This is a genomic window from Pseudomonas sp. R43(2017) (assembly GCF_002112345.1).
Taxonomy (GTDB): Bacteria; Pseudomonadota; Gammaproteobacteria; order Pseudomonadales; family Pseudomonadaceae; genus Aquipseudomonas; species Aquipseudomonas kribbensis.
The window spans coordinates 604684-623750 of sequence record NZ_NEHJ01000001.1; the positions used below are offsets into that span (position 1 = coordinate 604684).

Here is a 19067-nt window from a genome sequence, read left to right on the forward strand (position 1 = left end):
GCCGCCCCTTTGCGGGAGCGGCCTTCAGTGCGTGTTGCGACATCGTGACGACTGATTACTGCGCCGCTACCTTTCCTGCCTTATCCAGTTCTTCACGCACGCTTTGCACCTGATACTGCGGATCGGCCTTGATCTGCTGTTCGGTGAACGGCAACACGCTCCACTGCTTCTTCGAGAAGGCTTCGGTCTGATCCCGCGAGTACTTCGACGCCGGATCGCTGGACAGCGAGAACGCAAGCAGGCCCTGAGCGTGCGGCCCCTTGTCGTCGAACGTCACTACTTGCAGATAACTCGTCCCGCTGACCACTTCGAGTTTGCCGTCCTCACGCGGCACGCTCTGGATCGCGTTGTAGATCCCCAGCGTACCCGGGCCGCCATGGATCGGCGTCTGCTGACCACCACTGCTGACCACCTGGACATCGCCCCACCGGGTTTGCGCAGTCAGGCCCATCTTGCCGGCCGATTCGGCTGACGCCAGCATCGCTTCGCGCAACGCCTTGGCCACTTCGGGCTTTTCAGTCGCCAGTTCGCGCGGGGTGTGCTGCGCATCCTTCGGATCGAACGCCACACGCCAGATTGCTGGCGATTTCTGCAAGGCTTGCATGATGTGCTGGAAATGCACCAGGCCCATTCCCGAATCCAGGTTCGCCCGACCGTCCCAGGCCTTGAGACTGCTGCACACCGATTTCAACTCGGCCTCGGCGCTGGTTTGCGAGGCGCAGAATTTCAACAGATCCGGCAGCACCTGGCCGGCGAGAAACACCTGATCATCCATCACCATGTGTTGCAGGTCCTGCACCGACACCGAACCTTTTTTGCTCAGGGTCGCCAGGCGATCCAGCGCAAAACGCGAGCGCAGCCCCAGTGGCTGGCCTTCCTGACTGATCAGCGGCGAGAAACCGGTCAGCGGTTGCGCCGGGTTGGCCAGCCAGGCCGAATCGTTGGAGTGCTGGACGAAATCCTTGCGCAGCAATTGCGGCAATTGGCTCGACGCGTAAATGCCCTGCTGCGCCGCCTGCGGATCGATGTCCCAGGCGCAGGCGCTGTTGGAGCCGTCGAGGACGATCATTTGCAGGCCGATACGCGGATCGCTGCACCTGGCCAGTTTGTCGGCGCTGACGTTCGGCACCACTGACAAGTTCATGTACAGCGTCTGCCCCTTGTCATCCACCGCCAGGGTGTTGACCCACGGAATGCCCTGGATCTTGTGCACCGAATCCTGCAGATCCTTGAGATTGGCGGCGCGGTTCATCGCGTACCACTGCGTCAACACACGATCGTTGTCGAGGTTGGCATCGCGCAGGCTGTAGGCGTACTGGTTGTCCCAGTCGAGCTTGCCCGGCCACTGCACGATCGGGCCGAACTGCGAGCTGTAGATATCCCGCGATACCGGCGTCACCTGGCCGTCCGCCTGCTTGACCTGCACCGTCACCGTTTGCTTGTTCAACGGCAACGATTTGCCATCTAGCACATAACGGGTTGGATCTTTCGGATCGAGTTGCAGGCGATAAAGCGTGAAGTGTTTGGACGAGTCAACGGTGTGGGTCCAGGCCAGGTGCTGGTTGAAACCGATGTTGATCATCGGCAGACCCGGCAGCGCCGCGCCCATCACGTCCAGTTTGCCGGGAATGGTCAGGTGCATCTGATAGAAACGCATGCCACCGACCCACGGAAAATGCGGGTTCGCCAGCAACATTCCACGGCCGTTGAAGGAACGCTCGCTGCCCACGGCCACTGCGTTGCTGCCGCGGTCCAGGGCGAAACGTTGCAGGCGCGTGGCGGCCAGGTCATAGGCGCGGGCATGACTCGGGTTTTGTGCAGTGGCTTGCGGCGGCGTGGCCCCGGCCAGTGCCTCGGCGAACTGACCGACGCCGCCCTCGACCAGCAGCCGACGCGTCAGCTTCACCAGGTCCTCGGCCGCAATATCACGCACCCATTCGCCCTGGCACTGTTGCGGCAGCCCTTGCCGGCGGCGCTCGGCCAGATAGCGGTTGTAGCCGGCGGCATAACCCTCCACCAGATCACGCACTTCGACCGGCTGCGCCTGCCAGAAGGCACTGACTGCTTGAGGGGTATTGAGCCATTGGAAGAACACGTCACTGACGCGGTTCTCGCGCTCTTCGACAGTCAACTGATCCGGCCCGAAGTAGCGCGACCGCTCACCATTGACCGTGACGATCTCGTTGGCCAGCAGGCACAGATTGTCTTGCGCATAGGCATAACCGATGCCGAATCCGAGGCCACGTTCGTTTTCAGCGCGGATGTGCGGTACGCCAAATCCCGTGCGACGAATGTCGGCCCCGGCCTGGGTGGAAGGACTGAACGCCTGCGCCGACAGGCTCAGCCCGAGAAACATGCCGGCAAGGGTCAGCCCGGTTAACTGCCTGGAAATAATCACGCTCGCTCCTGATCGAAATGCCTGAGAGCGGAGCGCGCCGTGATCGAAAAGCCATGCGCAGCAGCTCCGCCCAGAAATCACCCACGCGTCCACGCGCAATGAGCCTGACCGGGAAACGAAACCGATGAAAAAAAATTTAGGGGATTACCAGACCGTTTAAAGCCCGGATCACGGAGAAAAGACGAATCATCGACAAATTTTCTACATTTTTCGCTTCATGATTTGTCGGGCTGATACGTCTTGTTTAGAGAGAGCACCCATAACCCTTCCTGATCAGGCTCTGAAAAGGAGAAATCGCATGTACATCCCGCAACTACCATCGGACGGTAGCCAGGCACCACAAGGAGCTTCCATGGGTTCGCACGCCGGCGTATTCGGACCACGAGTCGAACGCCACGGCAATGAACGTATTCGCCTGCTGCTCAAGAGCTTCGGCCTGCGCACCAGCCTGATTCGCCTGAAAGTCATCGATGCCCTGCTGGTCGCCGCCGAGAGCGAGCGCAGCCTGGGTGTGCGCGGTGTCCACAGCCAATTGCTGGAACTGGGCATTCCGCTGTCCTTTCTCAGCGTGCGCGAAGTCTTGAAGCGCCTGTGCGCCGAAGGTGTGATCACCTTCAATGCCGACAAGAGCTACAGCCTGCATCCACAGGCTGCCGCCGTCCTCAACAGCGATTGATTCCCTTCTCGAGCGCCGTCAGGGTTTGACCTTGCGGCGCATCACCCCGTTGATCACCACCACGACCACCGCCACGCCAATAGCGATGTACTGGAACACTTTCTGGCTGATCATCCCGGCGTTCTGCAACCAGGACAGGCCGAACATGATCGCCAGTACGGTAAGGGCGATCAGAATCGAGTACTTCAAACGTTGCGACTGAGTCATTGCGAATTCCTGAAACTTTGAAATGTATCGGGTTTGTATCGGCTTTCATGCCATGGGCATACCGTGTCACGGGGATGCGCCGCTGCAAACGAGGTCACATGTTACAGCCGATGAAGAGTTTTGACTCCATACGGCGTTAACCATGAGGACTTTTGAAATGCTGCGTCGAATCACCTGGCTGATTCCAGTTCTGGCACTGCTCACACTGAGCGGCTGCATCATTTTCCCCCACGGCGGCTGGCATGGCGATCATCGCTACTACGGCGGAGGCCCTGGTTACTACCAACATCGGTAAATCCGACATCGCAAGAGCACTGACAATCGTCTCTTCAAATGCAACATTTGATTAAATACCTGTGAAAAATGCCCACGAGGATGTGGGCATTTTCCGTAGTTCCTCCCCATCAAAATGTCGGACGTTTCGCCAAGAACAATAGGACATTCACCTTTCGCAACATCACGCAAACTTGTGACATGCATCGTCACACCAATGACATAGAACACCTGCCCCCTCGCCCCTAGCCTTTGCGCTCTCCCCTTTGAAGGCCATGGAAGCGCATGCAAAGAACACTCATCGATATCCCCCCGCTAAAAACCCTCGGCTTCTGTCTGTCCATCACGCTGTTCGAGTGGCTGACCTACATGGCCAGCGACATGATCATGCCGGCCATGCTCACCGTCACCGAAGACCTCGGCGCCGACCCACGCCATATTCCCGATGCGTTCAACCTGTATCTGATCGGAGGCGTCTGCCTGCAATGGCTGATCGGGCCACTGTCCGACCGGTTTGGCCGGCGCCCTTTGTTGCTCGTCGGCTGTGCGCTCTTCGCAGTGACCTGCGCTGCGGCGATCGTCACACCCGGCATTGAAGTGTTCAACACATTACGGCTGTTGCAAGGCATGGGATTGGGGTTCGTGGTCGCGGTCAGTTATCCCGCGCTCCAGGAAGTCTTCTCTGAAGCCGATTCCGTGCGGCTTATGGCGTTGCTCGGCAATATCGCGCTGCTTTCACCGTTGCTGGGGCCGCTGCTCGGCAGTCTGTTGCTGGAGTGGATGAGCTGGCGCGACCTGTTTCTGGCCCTGGGGCTGGCTGCCGCTATCGCATGGATCGGGCTCTATGTCTGCCTGCCGGAAACCATTGGAGTGATTCGTCGCGATGGCGGCCACCCGGCCCCGATTCCGCTGTCCTGGCGAAAGACCCGTCATCGCTACCTGGCGCTGCTGCGCAACCCGGAGTTCCTTGGAGCGAGCCTTGCGCTCGGGTTGATGAGCCTGCCGTTGATCGCCTGGATCGGCCTCGCGCCACTGTTATTGATCCAGTGGCTTGGCTTGTCGACGCGAGAGTACGCGTTGTGGCAGATCCCCATCTTTTCGGCAGTCATCGTCGGCAATCTGCTCCTTGACCGGTTGCTAGCCTCGCGCGAGCTGCCGCAATTGATTCGCCTCGCGCTCTGGCCGTTTTGCCTCGGATTGCTGAGTTTGCTGGGCGGCGCGCTGATCGGCGTATCCCTCGGTTTGCTGATTGCCGGCCTCGCGCTGTATGCCGTTGGCCTGGGCATGAGCAATGCCGTGCTGTATCGGCTTGCGTTGTTTTCCAGCGATGACAGCAAGGGGCTGGTCTCGGCAGCCGTGGGCATGATCTCGATTGCAGTGATGGCCGCTGGCGGTTCACTCATCGCGGCCATCGGCGGCGGTGCCCGCCTCGAATCCTTCGCCCTCTGGGCGGCCGTGGGCGGGCTGCTGAGCCTGCCCCTCCTGTACCGGTTTCTTCGAAACACCTCGGCAGAAACCGCTTCCTCGCCACATCAATAACAAGGACGCCTGATGTTCGACTTCCCCCATAGCGACGCACTCTGTGCGTTGACGCAACCCTATTGTCCGGAATCCGTGCCGGCAGGGCTCTTTGATCGGGCCATGGCCGAAATCAGCCGGTTTCACAGCGAGCACACGCCCGGTTATGAACACTGGCTGAAGGCCAACGGGTTGGCCGTGGCAGACCTGGACAGCCTCGACGACTGGTCTCGACTGCCGCCGATCTTCGCCAGTTTTTTCAAACAGCAACAACTGCTCAGCCCGACCGGTGCAGACGCACTGGAACTGACATCGTCAGGCACCAGCGGCCAGAAAAGCCGCATGCGTTATGACGAGCGCAGTCTGGCCGCCGCTCAATACATGGTTGAACGGATTTTCCACCACTATGGCTGGGACAGTCCGCACACGCCGTGCAACTACTTGCTGCTGAGCTACGAGCCCGAAGCCAGCATCACCCTGGGCACGTCGTTCACCGATCAGTTCCTGTGCCGGTTCGCGCCGGTCAACCGCGTGGCCTACGCATTGCGACGAACCGGAGGCGGCCACGAGTTCGACGGCTTCGGCGTGATCTCGGCCCTACAGTCATTTGCCGAAGAAGGCCTGCCGGTGCGGATCATCGGTTTCCCGGCGTTTCTCTGGCAGACCCTGCAACGCATGCAGGCCACCGGAGTGGCGAACCTGCAATTGGCAGCGAATTCGCTGGTGCTGTTTGGCGGCGGCTGGAAAACCAGCGCAGCGCAGGAAATCCCTCGCCAGCATTTGTACGAGCGAATCCATCGGCAACTCGGGATCGATCTGTCCCGTTGCCGCGACGGTTACGGTGCGGTCGAACATCCGGTGCCTTACCTCGAATGCGCTCACCATCATTTCCATGTTCCGGTCTATTCGAAGATATTTGTACGTAGCCCCTCCGATTTCACCGTCCTGCCCTATGGCCGGCCGGGGCTGCTGAGTGCGGTCTCGCCCTACATTTCCTCGAGCCCGGCCCATGCCGTCGTCATGAGCGACCTGATCACCCTGCACCCCGGCACGAACTGCGGCTGCGGCCTGGACAGCGACTGGTTCGAACTGCATGGCCGCGCCGCCACCAGCGCCGGCAGAAGCTGCGCCATGGCGGCTTCCGAATTGCTGGGGAGGCACTGATATGTACCTGATCAATGGACAACTTCACGATGAATTCAGCCTTGATGCCGCGCTGGATCAACTGCGCCAGACGCTGCCATTTCACCTGAACCTGCCCTTGCACAGCGGGACAGTCATCCAGGCAGCGGCCGCGTTTGCCGTCCGGCTGGGCGACAGTACGCTGGCCCTGCCACTCGACGCCGGACAACGCCAGTCGCTGATCGAGTTCTGCCAACCGCAAGGGCTATTGCGCAAACTCGAACGTGAGCTGGGCGATCAACCCGCTGCGCTGCGCCGCCCCGATTATCGCCAGCCGCGCTTCGAGCGCTGGAGCCCGTTGGGCCTGGTGGTTCACATCACCCCCGGCAACGCGACACTGCTGGCGTTCTGTGCGGTAATCGAGAGCCTGCTGGCCGGCAACGTCAACTGGCTGCGCCCCAGCAGCAGCGACGACGGCCTGACCGCGCAATTGCTCCATGCGCTGACGCAATGCGACCCCAGTGGCCAACTGGCCGGGCACGTCGCTGTCGTTCCGGCGACCACCGCACAAATCGGCCAGTTGTGCCGATGGGCCAACGGCGTCTCGGCCTGGGGTGGCGAGTCGGCCTTGCAAGCGATCCGCGAGCAGATTCCCGCCGGGTGCCGCTGGATCGATTGGGGACATCGCATCAGCTTCGTTTATCTGACCCCGGACGCCGTCTCGCCACAGATACTGGATGACGTGGTGGATGAGGTCTGCCGACTCGATCAGCAAGCCTGCTCCAGCCCGCAATGGTTGCTGGTGGACAGCGACGACCCGGCCGTACTGCGCGATATCGGTTTAAGCCTGTGCGAAGCATTCGAACGCCGTGCGGGGCAATGGCCACCGTTGCCGCCAACCCTTCAGGAAGCCTCGCAAATCACCACCGATACGGCCATGGCCCGGCTCGCACACAGCTTCACCGAGGTGGCCGGCGAGGTCTGGGCAACACCGGGCTGGCGGGTGATCTGGACCCACGACCAGTCATTGCAGCCTTCACCGTTGTTTCGCAGCCTGCTGCTCAAGCCAATGCCGCACGCACGGTCGATCGAGACGTTGCTGCCATGGCGAAACGTGCTGCAAAGCTGCGCGCTGATCTGCCCGGAACGGCAGATTGCAGCGCTTTCACGGATCCTGATCGCCGCCGGTGTCACCCGGATTGCTCCGGTGTCGGCGATTCACGATGGCTACGAAGGCGAACCCCATGACGGTGTCTATGCCTTGCAGCGCCTGAGCCGGCGAGTCTCGGTAAGTCTGTCACCGACACAGCTGCCCTCCCATGCTTCGCTCGACGGCGCACCCACTGCGCCCTGCCTGACGAACCTGCCGATCATGAGCAAGGAAGATTTCATCGCTCGCCCGATCAACCCGACGGCCCAGCTGTATTTCCGCTCCGGCGGCAGCAGCGGCGTGCCGGCGCTATCGGGTTTCAGTTATCGCGATTTCCACCGGCAGATGCGCGCTACGGCCGACGGTCTGTTCGCCGCCGGACTCGATCCGGGCCGGGACCGGGTGATGAACCTGTTTTTCAGCGGCGGTCTGTATGGCGGTTTTTTCAGCTTTTCCAAAGTACTGGAGCAACTGGACGTTACACACCTGCCGATGGGTGCCCCGGCCGATGATGATTACCGGGAGATTGCACAATTGATCGTCGATCAGCGGGTAAACACGCTGATCGGCATGCCAAGCACCCTGCACCGCTTGTTCCTCAACGAACAAATGCGTCTGCGCGCCTATGGCGGGGTCGAAAAAGTATTTGTGGGCGGCGAGCACCTCGGCGAACAGAGCCGCCATTTGCTGCAGGATTGCGGCGTCAGCCTGATCCGCTCGGCGATCTACGGCAGTGTCGATGCTGGCCCGCTCGGTCACGCGTGCTCAGCCACCGGCGACGGTGTGTTTCATCTTTTGAGCGATATCCAGCACCTGGAAATTGTCGCGTTCGAGGCCGATCGTCCTGTCCATGACACCGAAACCGGTCGCCTGGTGTTCACCTCCATCGAACGGCAAGGTCAGAACGTGCAGCGTTATGACGTCGGCGACAGCGGTCGCTGGGTGCCCGGACAGTGTGGCTGCGGCCTGACGACGCCCCGTTTCGAATTGCTTCAGCGCCATGGCAGGCTGGTGCGCATCGGCACCGATTTCATCTGTCTGTCAGAGCTGGCGCAGCACCTGCAGAGCGAATTCCAGGTGATCCTCGAACATGCCCCCGACGGACTCGAATGCATGAAATTCAGAAGTCCGCTCGAACCCCGCGAGGTGCATGAACGATTGCTGGGCTATGCGACGCTGGCCACCCTCGTGCAGACCGGGCTGCTGACGGTAGAGGCACAAATGTGCGCCATCGACGGTTTCACCCGAAACAAACACAGCGGCAAGACGCCGCTGCTGATCGATAACCGGAGAGTTCGCGCGTCCTCCGTTCTGCAAGGAGCACACCATGAAGCCAGTAACTGATTGGCAAGAGCTGGTGGCTTTTGCGCGTCAGCATTCAAGCTTTTACGCCAGCCACTTCAGCGAGGTGCCCGAGCAGATAACGTCGCTCTCCGAACTGCCGGTCATTGAGCCTGCGCACTACTGGAAAGGTAGCCACGACCTCGACCACTGGCCGGTGCTGACCGCAGGCCTGGATAACGCATTGGTCTTCAAGACCGGCGGGACGACCGGCGATGGCAAATTGTCGGTTTTCGGGCGCTGTGAATGGCAAACGCTGGTGGAAGATTTCGCAGGCAGCCTCAAGGGTCGGTTGAACAAGGGTGACCGGGTCGCCAACCTGTTTTTCGTCGGCGATCTGTATGCCAGTTTCATCTTCACCCACGATGCCCTGGCCCATGTACAGCCGGGCATCGTGGAGTTTCCTTTCACCGGCCACGTCGATCCGGCCGTCCTGGCAGAGGCGATTTTCCGGCACCGGATCAATGCGCTGACAGGTTTACCCGCGCATTTGCTGTCCTTTGCCGCATGGCTGGAGCGCCAGGGACGGCGGCTGGAGTGCGTCGAATCCCTGCTCTATGCAGGTGAAAGCCTGTTCCCGGCGCAGTTGCAACTGCTCGGTCGGGTATTCCCCAATGTGCGGGTTGCCTCCATGGGTTACGCCAGTGTCGACGCCGGCTTCATCGGCGCCAGCCATTTCGACTGCGCATTGGGTGAACATCGAATGACGCAGGGCCACAGCGTGCTGGAAATCCTCGACGAGCAGACCGGCGAAGTGATCGAGGAATGCGATCGCACCGGACGTCTGGTGATGACCAATCTCACCCGGCGGTTGATGCCGTTGATTCGCTACCCGGTCGGCGACCGCGCCTGCTGGCGAGAGGTTGCGCAAACCCCCGCACGCAAATTCGCATTGATGGGCCGTTGCGCCGACAGCCAGCGAGTCCGGGTGGGCATTCTGACGTTACTGCCTGATGAAATTGGCAATGCCGTACAACGCATTACCCGCAGTGACGACTGGCAACTGGTGATCGAGCAGACCGGGACAAAGGACATCCTCACCCTGAAGTGGGCTCCGGATGCTGTGCGACCCGCGTCGGCGGAATCAGAGCGGATGCTGCGCAGCGCATTGATCGAGCGCTATCCGTTGATTTCGCAATTGAACGCCGATCATCTGCTGGATTTACAGATTGACTGTTGCACCGTTCAGGACCTTTCACGCCACCCACGCTCCGGCAAGCGCCAGCGCGTGCTGGACCTGCGTGTCTACAACAGTCCCCGTGCGGAGCTTCGCTGATGGAGCGCGTAACGCTGCGGAACTACCGCAACGGCGACGCAAAAGCCGTGAGCAGGCTGTTTCGCAAGATCTATGGCGACCTCTACGCCCAGTCCCACGTTTATCTGCCCTGCATGATTGACCGCAACCATGCGCAAGGCCGCTGGCATTCACGGGTGGCGGTGAACGGAGATCAAGTGTTGGGGAGCGCGACATTGCTTCACGCCGAAGATTCGTCTGTCGCCGAACTGGCGCTCAGCGTGGTTGCCTCCGAAACCCGCGGCCAGAATATTGCCACCCGGCTGGGGCGGCAGCTGTTGATCGATGCCCGGACGCTGGGATTGCGGGGTGTGACGATCAAACAGGTGACCTGCCACCCCTACACACAGCGCATGGCAGCCCGCCTCGGCTTTCACAATACGGGATGGCTGCCCGACGGTGTCCCGTCTCCGCATGACGCCTCGGCACGGGAGTCGCTCGTCATCGGTTACCTTCCCATTGATGGAAACCGGCGGCCGCTACCGGCACTGGCATGGCCCGACAGCTGTCGGGACTTCATGCTGCAGATGTGCAGTGTGTTCGGGACGCAGGAAAAGGCTGCGCCATGGGTGGGCGAACCGGCGCATCTTGAACAGCGATGGGATCGTTATGAAGGGACTTTCAGGGCGCTGGATGGCTGTTTGCTCAGGCAGTTGCAGGAACTGCCGGCGCATTGGCTCATTTCAATCCGGTTGAGGCTGGCGCAGGGGTTTGACAGCGCGTGGCACGCGTTGACGACGGCGGGTTTCGTGTTCAGCGGACTGGCGCCAGATGAACGAGGTGCAGGATGGCTGGCGTTGTTTCATCGCGGCGCAAAACCACCCTCGCTGAAGTTGATTTGCCCGCAGATGCAGCGGCTGCACGATGACCTGCAATTGAAAATGGCGAGCGTGGCGCACTAACGAAAAGCCCCCTTTATCGGGGGCTTTTCGTTGCTGGGTCATGCCTTGGCGCTGACACCTTTGTCGGTCGGCGGAGGCGGACGATCACCACCCTGCCCGTAGACTTTCAGGTTCTGCAGTACGTAAATGGCTTTCTTGTACTCGGGAATCAACCCGTTGGCGTACTTGTTGCCCTTGAGATTGTTGTTCTGAATGGTGTCCAGTTGTGTGGCGAAATATTCCAGTGCGTTGAACTTGGTGTCCGGGTCTTTCTGAATGCCGAAACGATCGAACTTGTCACCGGCATTGAGCAGTGTCATCGCCGTGATATCCGTAATGAGTCCCCGACTGCGCAGGAAGTCAGTCAGTTTACCCAGTTGCTTGGGCGTCACGTTTTCCGGGTCGAAACCCTTGACGCTCTTGTGAATCCCCTGCTTATCCATCTCCCGGGTGTTGAGTACGGTCGGATCGTTGCCGACTTTCGCCAGCATCTGCTTGACCTTCACACTTTGTGAAACCGGTTTGCTCGATGGCGAATTATCGCGGACCAACAAACCTGCCTTGGGCTGCCAGGCGCCGGTATAACCAACGGTCATGAGCGTGCTCCTTGCGGAAAGAACATGAAAATATCCTTGTGGAACGTCTTGAATTGCCCGGAGTATCGGCCGGCAAACCGATGGCACCAATCTGTTTTTCACTTTTTTACAAATTTCGTACATTCTCGATACAAACAGGCAGAAGCCCCGCAGGCGCTGGCCTTGAGCCTTTTAAAGAGCCTGGCTTGATTCGACTTTTTACTCTAACGAACGGGCTGGTTAGTTTGAATGTGTCGAGCCTGTTACTTGCCGATCTTCGTTTCAACACTTTTTAGTACGTGAGTACCTAAAGCTTCCTCTCGCAACGACGATACGTAAGGGATACCCCTACTGTTTTGCTCCTTGCCCCTAACAAGAAACGAAGGACCGGTCTCCATGCCCGCATTCCGTACCATTCAGGCTCGCTATACGTTGTTTCTGGTTCTGTTCATCCTGTTGCTGTCGGTCCTGACCGTGGTGGGTATCAGCCAACTGGTCGCCCCCAAGCTGCGGCATACCGAAGAGCAAGTGGTGCTCAACCGAATCGCCGAAGTCGCCGAACAGATCCAGGGCGAACTGAACAAGGTTCAATCCCAGCAGCGCAGCATCACCCAGACCATCCCGCTGCTCGACAGCGCCGCCATCGATACGGTGCTGCCGGGGCTGGTGGACCAGTACGGTGAACTGAAGGTGTTCGGCGGCGGTATCTGGCCACTGCCCGGCCAGCGTGAGTCGGGTCGCAACAAGTTCAGCACCTTCTGGCACCGTGACAGTTCCGGCAAACTCGCCGTGAACACTTTCTGGAACAGCGACGCAGCGCCCAATTACTACGACCAGAGCTGGTACAAGGGCGGCCTGCAGACTCCGCGTGGCCAATGCGCCTGGGCCGCCGCCTATAAAGATGATGCCAGTGCCGAGCCGCGCACCAACTGCGCCATGGCCATCCAGAAAAACGGCACGACCTGGGGCGTATCGACCATCGACGTGACCCTGGGCTTCTTCAACGACCTGGTGGCGCGCAAGGAAAAAGACCTCAACGCCGAAATGCTGATCGTCGAGGCCGACGGCAAGATCATCAGCAACAGCTCGCGCATCAATGGCCCGATCGTGCTGAAAAACATCAGCGAACTGGTCGGCAGTTCACCGTTCGCCAGTCAGGTAAAGGCTGGCCTGCAACAACGTGATCAGGCCCAGCGCGTCGAGTTCGACAACAACGGCGTAGCCAGCACCTTCTTCATGCGCCCGATCGAAGGCACGCCGTGGTTCCTCGCCACTGCACTGCCGACCAAAATGCTCACCGCGCAACGTGATGACGTACTCAGCAGCCTCAGCCTGTTGCAGATTCCGCTGGTGATCCTGCTGGTGCTGCTGCAGGTCTACGCGATTCGCCAACTGGTTACGCGCATGAAAGCGCTCAAGGCCAACATCGATTCGCTGTCCAGCGGCGATGCCGACCTGACCCGTCGCATCACCATCCGCGCCGAAGACGAGCTCGGCGCGATCGGTCACTCGGTCAATACGTTCATCGCCTATCTGCAGAACATGATCGGCGAAGTCACCCAGGCCACCGGCGCCATGGCATCCAGCCTCGACAACCTGCAACGCACCTCGGCGCACACCAGCCAGATCCTGCTGCGCCATGCCTCGGAAACCGACCAGACTGTCACCGCGATCAACGAGATGAGCTCGACCGCTGAAAGCGTCGCGCAGAATGCTGCCGAAACCGCTGCGTTTACCCAACGGGCCAACGAAAATGCCGACCGCTCTCGGGTCGTGGTGGGTGAAGCGACCAGCAGCGTCGTCGCGCTGATCGATGAAGTGGCCAGCGCCACCCACAAAGTCGAAAACATGCAGCAGGACGCCCAGCGCATCACCGAAATCCTCGGTGTGATCGGCGCCATCGCCGGCCAGACCAACCTGCTGGCACTGAACGCCGCCATCGAAGCCGCCCGGGCCGGTGAACAGGGTCGCGGTTTTGCCGTGGTTGCCGACGAGGTGCGCGCCCTCGCCGCCCGGACCCAGGCCAGCACCTCGGAAATCAACGAAATGCTGGCCCGCCTGACCCAAGGCGTGAGCTCGTCGGTCAGCGCCATGGAAAACACACAGGCCAGTTGCCAGTCGGCTGCCGACGCCACCGCACGCGTCACCACCGGACTCGATGACATGGCCGGTTCCGTCAGCCATATCAACAGCCTCAGCGCCCAGATCGCCACCGCCGCCGAACAGCAGAGCGCCGTTACCGAGGAGATCAACCGCAGCATGGTGCAGATCCGCCACATGGTGGATGAGCTGGTACAAAGCGGTCATGCCAGTGAAACCAATACCCGCCAGCTCCTGGAGGCCAACGGTCGGGTGAGCGCAATCATGGGTCGGTTCAAGGTCAGCTGACAAACTTGTCATCTCGCGCTCAGGAGGCTGTCAGCTTTGATCTACGATCATGCTGACAGCCTGCCTTGTATCAACTGGAAACACTCCGTTGATGCCCGGTCGGAAAAACCGGTCAAAATGCGTTCTTTTTGACCGTCACCCGAGTCGAGAATCCTGCATGAAAAACCCTGTGCGTCTGGCCGCCCTGAGCGCCCTGCTCCTTTCCTCCCTGGCGCAAGCCGCCGACCTCATTCCGATCGAAGTCCATCGCGACGCCAACTGCGGCTGCTGCAAGAAGTGGATCAGCCATCTGGAAGCCAACGGCTTCAAGGTCGAAGATCATGTCGAAGCGGACATGAGCCGCTTCAAGCAACAACACGGAGTGCCACCACGCCTCGCGTCCTGCCACACGGCAATCATCAACGGCAAATTCGTCGAAGGCCATGTCCCGGCGGAACAGGTGCTGGCCCTGAGCAAACGTGACCATCTGCTTGGCGTGGCCGCGCCGGGCATGCCGATGGGCTCGCCGGGCATGGAAATGGATGGCATGAGCGATGCCTATCAAGTGATCGGCCTGAAGAAGGACGGTGCCGACGTGGTGGTGGCGGATTACCCGGCCCATTGATGACAGCGGGTTACATCGGGCTGTTCTTCGCCGCGTTTGGCGCGGCCACACTGCTGCCGCTGCAATCGGAAGCCGTGCTGGTCGGGTTGCTGGTCAGCGATCGCTATTGGTTGTGGGGACTGTTGGCAGTGGCGACGCTGGGCAATGTCCTCGGCTCGCTGGTGAACTGGTGGCTGGGACGTGGACTGGAGCGGTTTCAGGATCGACGCTGGTTTCCCGTCAGCCCGAAGCACATGGAGCGCGCCCGTGTTCACTATCAACGTTATGGACACTGGTCGCTGCTGCTCAGCTGGCTGCCGGTCATCGGCGATCCCCTGACACTGATCGCCGGGGTCATGCGCGAACCGCTCGGGCGATTCCTGTTGATCGTCACCCTGGCCAAAGGCGCCCGTTACGGCGTGCTGGCCATGCTCACCCTGGGCTGGCTCGGTTGAACGATCACGCGCGGGCATTGCCTGTGTTTAACGTCGCCCTAATCCGGCCGTTCCAGCATCGGCCGATTTCCTGTGGAGTTGTCCCATGTCTGTGTCGCTGAACCGCTGGCTGCCCGGCCTGCTGCTGACCGCTGCCCTGCCCCTGCTGGCTCACGCCGAAGGCCCGCAATATGGCCCGGAATTGCAGGGTTTCGATTATCCCTACACCCTCAAACACTTTGCCTTTCAGTCCCAAGGCCAGTCTCTGCAAATGGGTTACATGGACGTCGCCGCCCACGGCAAGGCCAACGGACGCACCGTGGTGCTGATGCACGGCAAGAATTTTTGCGGCGCGACCTGGGACAGTTCGATCCAGGCTCTGAGCGAGGCCGGTTACCGGGTGGTCGCCCCGGATCAGATCGGTTTCTGTACCTCCAGCAAACCCGATCATTACCAGTACACGTTCCAGCAACTGGCGGCCAACACCCAGCAATTGCTCAAGGCGCTGGGCATCCAGAAAGCCACTCTCCTCGGCCACTCCACCGGCGGCATGCTGGCCACCCGCTATGCCCTGCAATACCCGGATCAGGTCGAGCAATTGGCGCTGGTCAACCCGATCGGCCTGGAAGACTGGAAAGCCCTCGGCGTGTCGTATCGCAGCGTGGACCAGTGGTATCAGCGCGAACTGAAGGTCACTGCTCAGGGTATCCGTGACTATGAGCGCAGCACCTATTACGACGGTCGCTGGAAACCTGAATTCGACCGCTGGGTGGACATGCTTGCCGGCCTGAGCAACGGCCCGGGCAAGACTCAGGTCGCATGGAACTCCGCGCTGATCTACGACATGATCTTCACCCAGCCGGTGTACTACGAGTTCAAGGACCTGAAGATGCCGACCCTGCTGCTGATCGGTACTTCCGACACTACAGCCATCGGCAAGGACATTGCGCCACCCGAGGTGAAAGCGAAAATCGGCCACTACGAGGTGCTGGGCAAGCAGGTCGCCAAGCTGATTCCCCAGTCCACGCTGGTGGAATTCCCCGGCCTGGGCCACGCCCCGCAGATGGAAGAACCGGCGCAGTTCCACCAGGCGCTGCTCGGCTGGCTGAACAAAACCAATCCAGTTCGTTAAGGAGTCAAGGCTGATGGCGGTGCAGATTGCAGTGATCGATGACTGGCAGGACGTGGCGCGGGACGTGGTCGACTGGTCGGTGCTGAACAGTCTCGGCGAAGTGACCTTTGTCCATGAGTACCCGGCGGACAACGCCACGCTGGCCGAACGACTGGGCCGGTTCGAGGTGATTTGCGTGATGCGCGAACGCACGCGCTTCGATGAAGACCTGCTCAAGCGTTTGCCGAACCTCAAATTGCTGGTCACCGGCGGCATGCGCAACGCGGCGCTCGACATGCCCGCCGCCGCCCGCCTCGGGATCAAGGTCTGCGGCACCGACAGCTACAAACATGCCGCACCGGAACTGACCTGGGCGCTGATCATGGCCGCCACCCGCAATCTGGTGAACGAAGCCAACGCCTTGCGCGCCGGCCAGTGGCAGCAGGGACTGGGTGGTGACCTGCATGGCAAGACCCTGGGCATTCTCGGGCTCGGCAGCATCGGCCAACGGGTCGCGCAATTCGGTCAGGTGTTCGGCATGCGCGTCATTGCCTGGAGTGAAAACCTCACCGCCGAGCGCGCCGAACAGGCCGGCGTCACCTATGTCAGCAAGCAGCAATTGTTCGAACAGGCCGACGTGCTGTCGGTGCATCTGGTGCTCAGCGACCGCAGCCGTGGATTGGTCGATGCCCGGGCGCTGGACTGGATGAAACCCACCGCTCTGCTGGTCAACACGGCGCGCGGGCCGATTGTCGACGAAGCGGCGCTGATCAAGGCTTTGCAGAAACAGCGCATCGGTGGTGCGGCGCTGGATGTATTTGATGAAGAACCGCTGCCGGCACTGCACCCGTTTCGCACACTGGACAATGTGCTGGCCACACCTCATGTCGGGTATGTCAGCCGACAGAACTACGAACAATTCTTTTCGCAGATGATCGAGGACATTCAGGCGTGGTCTGCGGGAGAACCGATCCGTCTGCTGAATTGATCCACGCCTGCTTCGCGGACAGCCCATGCCCGCGAAGCAGCATCCGCTGCCCGCACACCAACACAACTGTCCGCACCGCAACAGTGCATCCGCACGATCCTTGCGCCCGAAAACGTGACCGACCGGTCACCGTTTTGCACCGTCCGCCCCTTCAAACATGCACTTCGTCGGTGCGATGCCCCGCTCAAAGCCACGGTTTCCGTGGCCCTGCAACACATTGTCGAACAATTCGTCCGATTGCCCTGGCCCGCTCTAGGATCTGGCCTAGACTGGTTTTCGCGAGGCGAAACCGACCGGTCACAACGCGGAAATTTTGTCGAAACTTTTGCTGATCGCGACGGGTCATCTGAAAGACAGGGCCAAAGCGACTGGTTCATTCCTTGCAACGGCCTCTTCACCCATTCTGCTTGCGCGTGTTGGGTAGCGTTTGCTCACCGATGCGTGGCGCGTTTGCGCCCGGCCACAGGATTTGGCCATGGACATCGCTTGTTCAAGACAAGAATCAGATCAACAAAACGGGAGATTCATATGATCAGTGCGGCATTGGATATTCAGGGAGAGCGCGCTCACCAGCCGGTCGGCGAGTCGAGCACCGCGAGCGTTCCCGGCAGCCGGTCGATCAACGTCCCGGGCACCAGGACGCTGGCACCGGTAGCCAGTCAGAATCCCAACAAGAAGAAAGTGTTGTTCGTGACCTCGGAAATCGCCGATCTGGTGAAGACCGGCGGTCTTGGTGACGTTTCTGCCGCCCTGCCCCGCGCGATGGCGCATCTGCATGATGTCCGGGTGCTGATCCCCGGTTACCCGCAAGTGATGAACAGCGAGAATCCGATTCATATCATCGGTGAACTGGGCGGCCATGCCGCGCTGCCGCCCTGCAAGATCGGGCGCATGGACATGCCTGACGGTCTGGTCATTTATGTGTTGATCTGCCCTGAACTCTACGCCCGCGACGGCGGCCCTTACGGTGCCAACAACGGTCGCGACTGGCCGGACAACCACATCCGCTTCGCCCGCCTGGGCCTGGCCGCCGCCGATATCGCCGCCAACCTCGCCCAGATCCACTGGTGCCCGGATCTGGTGCACGCCCACGACTGGCCGGCCGGGCTGGCGCCTGCCTACATGCACTGGCGCGGACAACGCACGCCGACCCTGTTCACCATTCACAACCTCGCCTATCAAGGCGTGACCAGCCTCGGTTCGTGCCCGGAACTCGGGATTCCCGCCCATGCCCTGCAACAGGAAGGCATGGAGTTCTACGGCAAGATGTCGTTCCTCAAGGCCGGCATGGCCTATTCGAGCCACATCACCACGGTCAGCGCCACCTATGCGCAGGAAATCACCACCCCGGATTTCGGCTGCGGTCTGGACGGTTTTCTCGCCGCCAAGACCCAGCAAGGCTTGCTCAGCGGCATTCCCAACGGCATCGACGAGAGCTGGGACGCCGCCACCGATCCGCACCTGTTTGCGCCGTTCGCCATCGGTGACTGGGAAGGCAAAGCGATCAACGCCGCCCATGTGCGCGAGCTGTTTGGCCTGAAAGACTCCGAAGGCCCGCTGTTTGCCGTGGTGTCACGGTTGGTCTATCAAAAAGGCCTGGACCTGACCGAAGCCGTCTCCGAGTACATCGTGCAGAACGGTGGCCAGATCGCGATCATCGGACGTGGCGAACCCGAAGAAGAACAGGCCATGCGCGAACTGGCCCTGCGCTTCCCCGGCCAGATCGGCGTGCGCATCGGCTTCAATGAAACCGACGCCCGACGGATGTTCGCCGGCAGCGACTTCCTGCTGATGCCGTCACGTTACGAACCTTGCGGCTTGAGCCAGATGTACGCCCAGCGTTTCGGCTCGCTGCCGGTGGCGCGCAACACCGGCGGGCTGGCCGACACCATCGAAAATGGCGTCACCGGGTTCCTGTTCAACGAGTCCACGGCCGACAGCTACCGCGAGGCCCTGAGCCGCGCGTTCAAGGTATTTGCCTTTCCGGACCTGCTGCACGCCATGCGCTGCCGGGCGATGGCGGCACCGTTCAACTGGTGCCAGGCCGTCGAACCCTACGCCGAACTCTACGAACAACTGGTGGCCAAGGCGCTGGGTAAAACGCACCACAAATAACCAGGGAGGTTTT

Annotated in this window: 15 protein-coding genes and 2 pseudogenes; 14 read left to right on the forward strand and 3 right to left on the reverse strand. The window is 60.6% G+C overall.

Features of this window, described 5'->3' with window-relative positions; all coding sequences use genetic code 11:
• Positions 1-55: 55 nt before the first annotated feature.
• Positions 56-2398, reverse strand: a complete 2343-nt coding sequence (locus CAG02_RS02635; RefSeq protein WP_085708190.1) for an acylase — start codon at positions 2396-2398, stop codon at positions 56-58.
• A 298-nt stretch (positions 2399-2696) separates the two neighbouring features.
• Between CAG02_RS02635 and CAG02_RS02640 the strand changes: the two genes are divergently transcribed.
• Complete coding sequence (locus CAG02_RS02640; protein ID WP_085708191.1) at positions 2697-3074, forward strand: fe2+ zn2+ uptake regulation protein; 378 nt, start codon at positions 2697-2699, stop codon at positions 3072-3074.
• Positions 3075-3092: 18 nt separating this feature from the next.
• On the opposite strand, the gene CAG02_RS02645 is transcribed toward CAG02_RS02640, so the two are convergent.
• Positions 3093-3281: a hypothetical protein gene (locus tag CAG02_RS02645; protein ID WP_085708192.1), complete on the reverse strand. Its 189-nt coding sequence runs from the start codon at positions 3279-3281 to the stop codon at positions 3093-3095.
• Positions 3282-3438: 157 nt separating this feature from the next.
• Here CAG02_RS02645 and CAG02_RS29755 point away from each other — a divergent pair, with 157 nt between their 5' ends.
• The 6 genes from CAG02_RS29755 (at position 3439) to CAG02_RS02670 (ending at position 10881) form a co-directional block, all read left to right on the forward strand.
• A complete protein-coding gene (locus CAG02_RS29755; RefSeq protein ID WP_167443772.1) occupies positions 3439-3576 on the forward strand; it encodes a hypothetical protein in 138 nt (45 codons plus the stop codon).
• A gap of 263 nt (positions 3577-3839) precedes the next feature.
• Positions 3840-5093, forward strand: coding sequence for an MdfA family multidrug efflux MFS transporter (locus tag CAG02_RS02650; protein ID WP_085708193.1), 1254 nt, complete (start codon positions 3840-3842; stop codon positions 5091-5093).
• Between the two features lie 12 nt (positions 5094-5105).
• Positions 5106-6236, forward strand: coding sequence for an acyl-protein synthase (locus CAG02_RS02655; RefSeq protein WP_085708194.1), 1131 nt, complete (start codon positions 5106-5108; stop codon positions 6234-6236).
• Between the two features lies 1 nt (position 6237).
• Positions 6238-8688 (forward strand): acyl-CoA reductase, encoded by a 2451-nt coding sequence (locus CAG02_RS02660; protein WP_085708195.1) that lies wholly within the window; start codon positions 6238-6240, stop codon positions 8686-8688.
• Complete coding sequence (locus CAG02_RS02665; protein ID WP_085708196.1) at positions 8672-9961, forward strand: phenylacetate--CoA ligase family protein; 1290 nt, start codon at positions 8672-8674, stop codon at positions 9959-9961. Before CAG02_RS02660 ends, CAG02_RS02665 begins: the two co-directional genes overlap by 17 nt.
• Positions 9961-10881 carry a GNAT family N-acetyltransferase gene (locus tag CAG02_RS02670; protein ID WP_085708197.1) on the forward strand — a complete coding sequence of 307 codons (921 nt, stop codon included), beginning with the start codon at positions 9961-9963 and terminating at the stop codon, positions 10879-10881. Before CAG02_RS02665 ends, CAG02_RS02670 begins: the two co-directional genes overlap by 1 nt.
• Before the next feature lie 38 nt (positions 10882-10919).
• Here CAG02_RS02670 and CAG02_RS02675 read toward each other — a convergent pair whose 3' ends face one another.
• A complete protein-coding gene (locus CAG02_RS02675; protein ID WP_085708198.1) occupies positions 10920-11456 on the reverse strand; it encodes a hypothetical protein in 537 nt (178 codons plus the stop codon).
• Between the two features lie 375 nt (positions 11457-11831).
• Here CAG02_RS02675 and CAG02_RS30150 point away from each other — a divergent pair.
• The 7 genes and pseudogenes from CAG02_RS30150 to glgA form a co-directional block, all read left to right on the forward strand.
• A pseudogene (locus tag CAG02_RS30150) lies at positions 11832-12962 on the forward strand (cache domain-containing protein); the annotation flags it as partial.
• Between the two features lie 333 nt (positions 12963-13295).
• Positions 13296-13823, forward strand: a pseudogene (locus CAG02_RS30155) (methyl-accepting chemotaxis protein); the annotation flags it as partial.
• A gap of 157 nt (positions 13824-13980) precedes the next feature.
• A complete protein-coding gene (locus CAG02_RS02685; RefSeq protein ID WP_085708200.1) occupies positions 13981-14427 on the forward strand; it encodes a DUF411 domain-containing protein in 447 nt (148 codons plus the stop codon).
• Positions 14427-14861 (forward strand): YqaA family protein, encoded by a 435-nt coding sequence (locus CAG02_RS02690; RefSeq protein ID WP_085708201.1) that lies wholly within the window; start codon positions 14427-14429, stop codon positions 14859-14861. Before CAG02_RS02685 ends, CAG02_RS02690 begins: the two co-directional genes overlap by 1 nt.
• Positions 14862-14946: 85 nt before the next feature.
• Positions 14947-15972 carry an alpha/beta fold hydrolase gene (locus CAG02_RS02695; protein ID WP_085708202.1) on the forward strand — a complete coding sequence of 342 codons (1026 nt, stop codon included), beginning with the start codon at positions 14947-14949 and terminating at the stop codon, positions 15970-15972.
• Between the two features lie 13 nt (positions 15973-15985).
• Positions 15986-16939: a D-2-hydroxyacid dehydrogenase family protein gene (locus CAG02_RS02700; RefSeq protein WP_085708203.1), complete on the forward strand. Its 954-nt coding sequence runs from the start codon at positions 15986-15988 to the stop codon at positions 16937-16939.
• A gap of 528 nt (positions 16940-17467) precedes the next feature.
• Entirely contained in the window at positions 17468-19054 is a 1587-nt protein-coding gene (gene glgA, locus CAG02_RS02705; protein ID WP_085708204.1) for a glycogen synthase GlgA, read from the forward strand.
• Positions 19055-19067: the final 13 nt, after the last annotated feature.

Excerpts from the sequence above, each read along its gene's own strand:
- CAG02_RS02685 (WP_085708200.1), top strand. The coding sequence starts at position 13,981 with ATGAAAAACCCTGTGCGTCTGGCCGCCCTGAGCGCCCTGCTCCTTTCC.
- CAG02_RS02690 (WP_085708201.1), top strand. The coding sequence starts at position 14,427 with ATGACAGCGGGTTACATCGGGCTGTTCTTCGCCGCGTTTGGCGCGGCC.
- glgA (WP_085708204.1), top strand. The coding sequence starts at position 17,468 with ATGATCAGTGCGGCATTGGATATTCAGGGAGAGCGCGCTCACCAGCCG.
- CAG02_RS29755 (WP_167443772.1), top strand. The coding sequence starts at position 3,439 with ATGCTGCGTCGAATCACCTGGCTGATTCCAGTTCTGGCACTGCTCACA.
- CAG02_RS02660 (WP_085708195.1), top strand. The coding sequence starts at position 6,238 with ATGTACCTGATCAATGGACAACTTCACGATGAATTCAGCCTTGATGCC.
- CAG02_RS02700 (WP_085708203.1), top strand. The coding sequence starts at position 15,986 with ATGGCGGTGCAGATTGCAGTGATCGATGACTGGCAGGACGTGGCGCGG.
- CAG02_RS02655 (WP_085708194.1), top strand. The coding sequence starts at position 5,106 with ATGTTCGACTTCCCCCATAGCGACGCACTCTGTGCGTTGACGCAACCC.
- CAG02_RS02675 (WP_085708198.1), bottom strand. The coding sequence starts at position 11,456 with ATGACCGTTGGTTATACCGGCGCCTGGCAGCCCAAGGCAGGTTTGTTG.
- CAG02_RS02695 (WP_085708202.1), top strand. The coding sequence starts at position 14,947 with ATGTCTGTGTCGCTGAACCGCTGGCTGCCCGGCCTGCTGCTGACCGCT.
- CAG02_RS02650 (WP_085708193.1), top strand. The coding sequence starts at position 3,840 with ATGCAAAGAACACTCATCGATATCCCCCCGCTAAAAACCCTCGGCTTC.
- CAG02_RS02640 (WP_085708191.1), top strand. The coding sequence starts at position 2,697 with ATGTACATCCCGCAACTACCATCGGACGGTAGCCAGGCACCACAAGGA.
- CAG02_RS02665 (WP_085708196.1), top strand. The coding sequence starts at position 8,672 with ATGAAGCCAGTAACTGATTGGCAAGAGCTGGTGGCTTTTGCGCGTCAG.
- CAG02_RS02670 (WP_085708197.1), top strand. The coding sequence starts at position 9,961 with ATGGAGCGCGTAACGCTGCGGAACTACCGCAACGGCGACGCAAAAGCC.
- CAG02_RS02645 (WP_085708192.1), bottom strand. The coding sequence starts at position 3,281 with ATGACTCAGTCGCAACGTTTGAAGTACTCGATTCTGATCGCCCTTACC.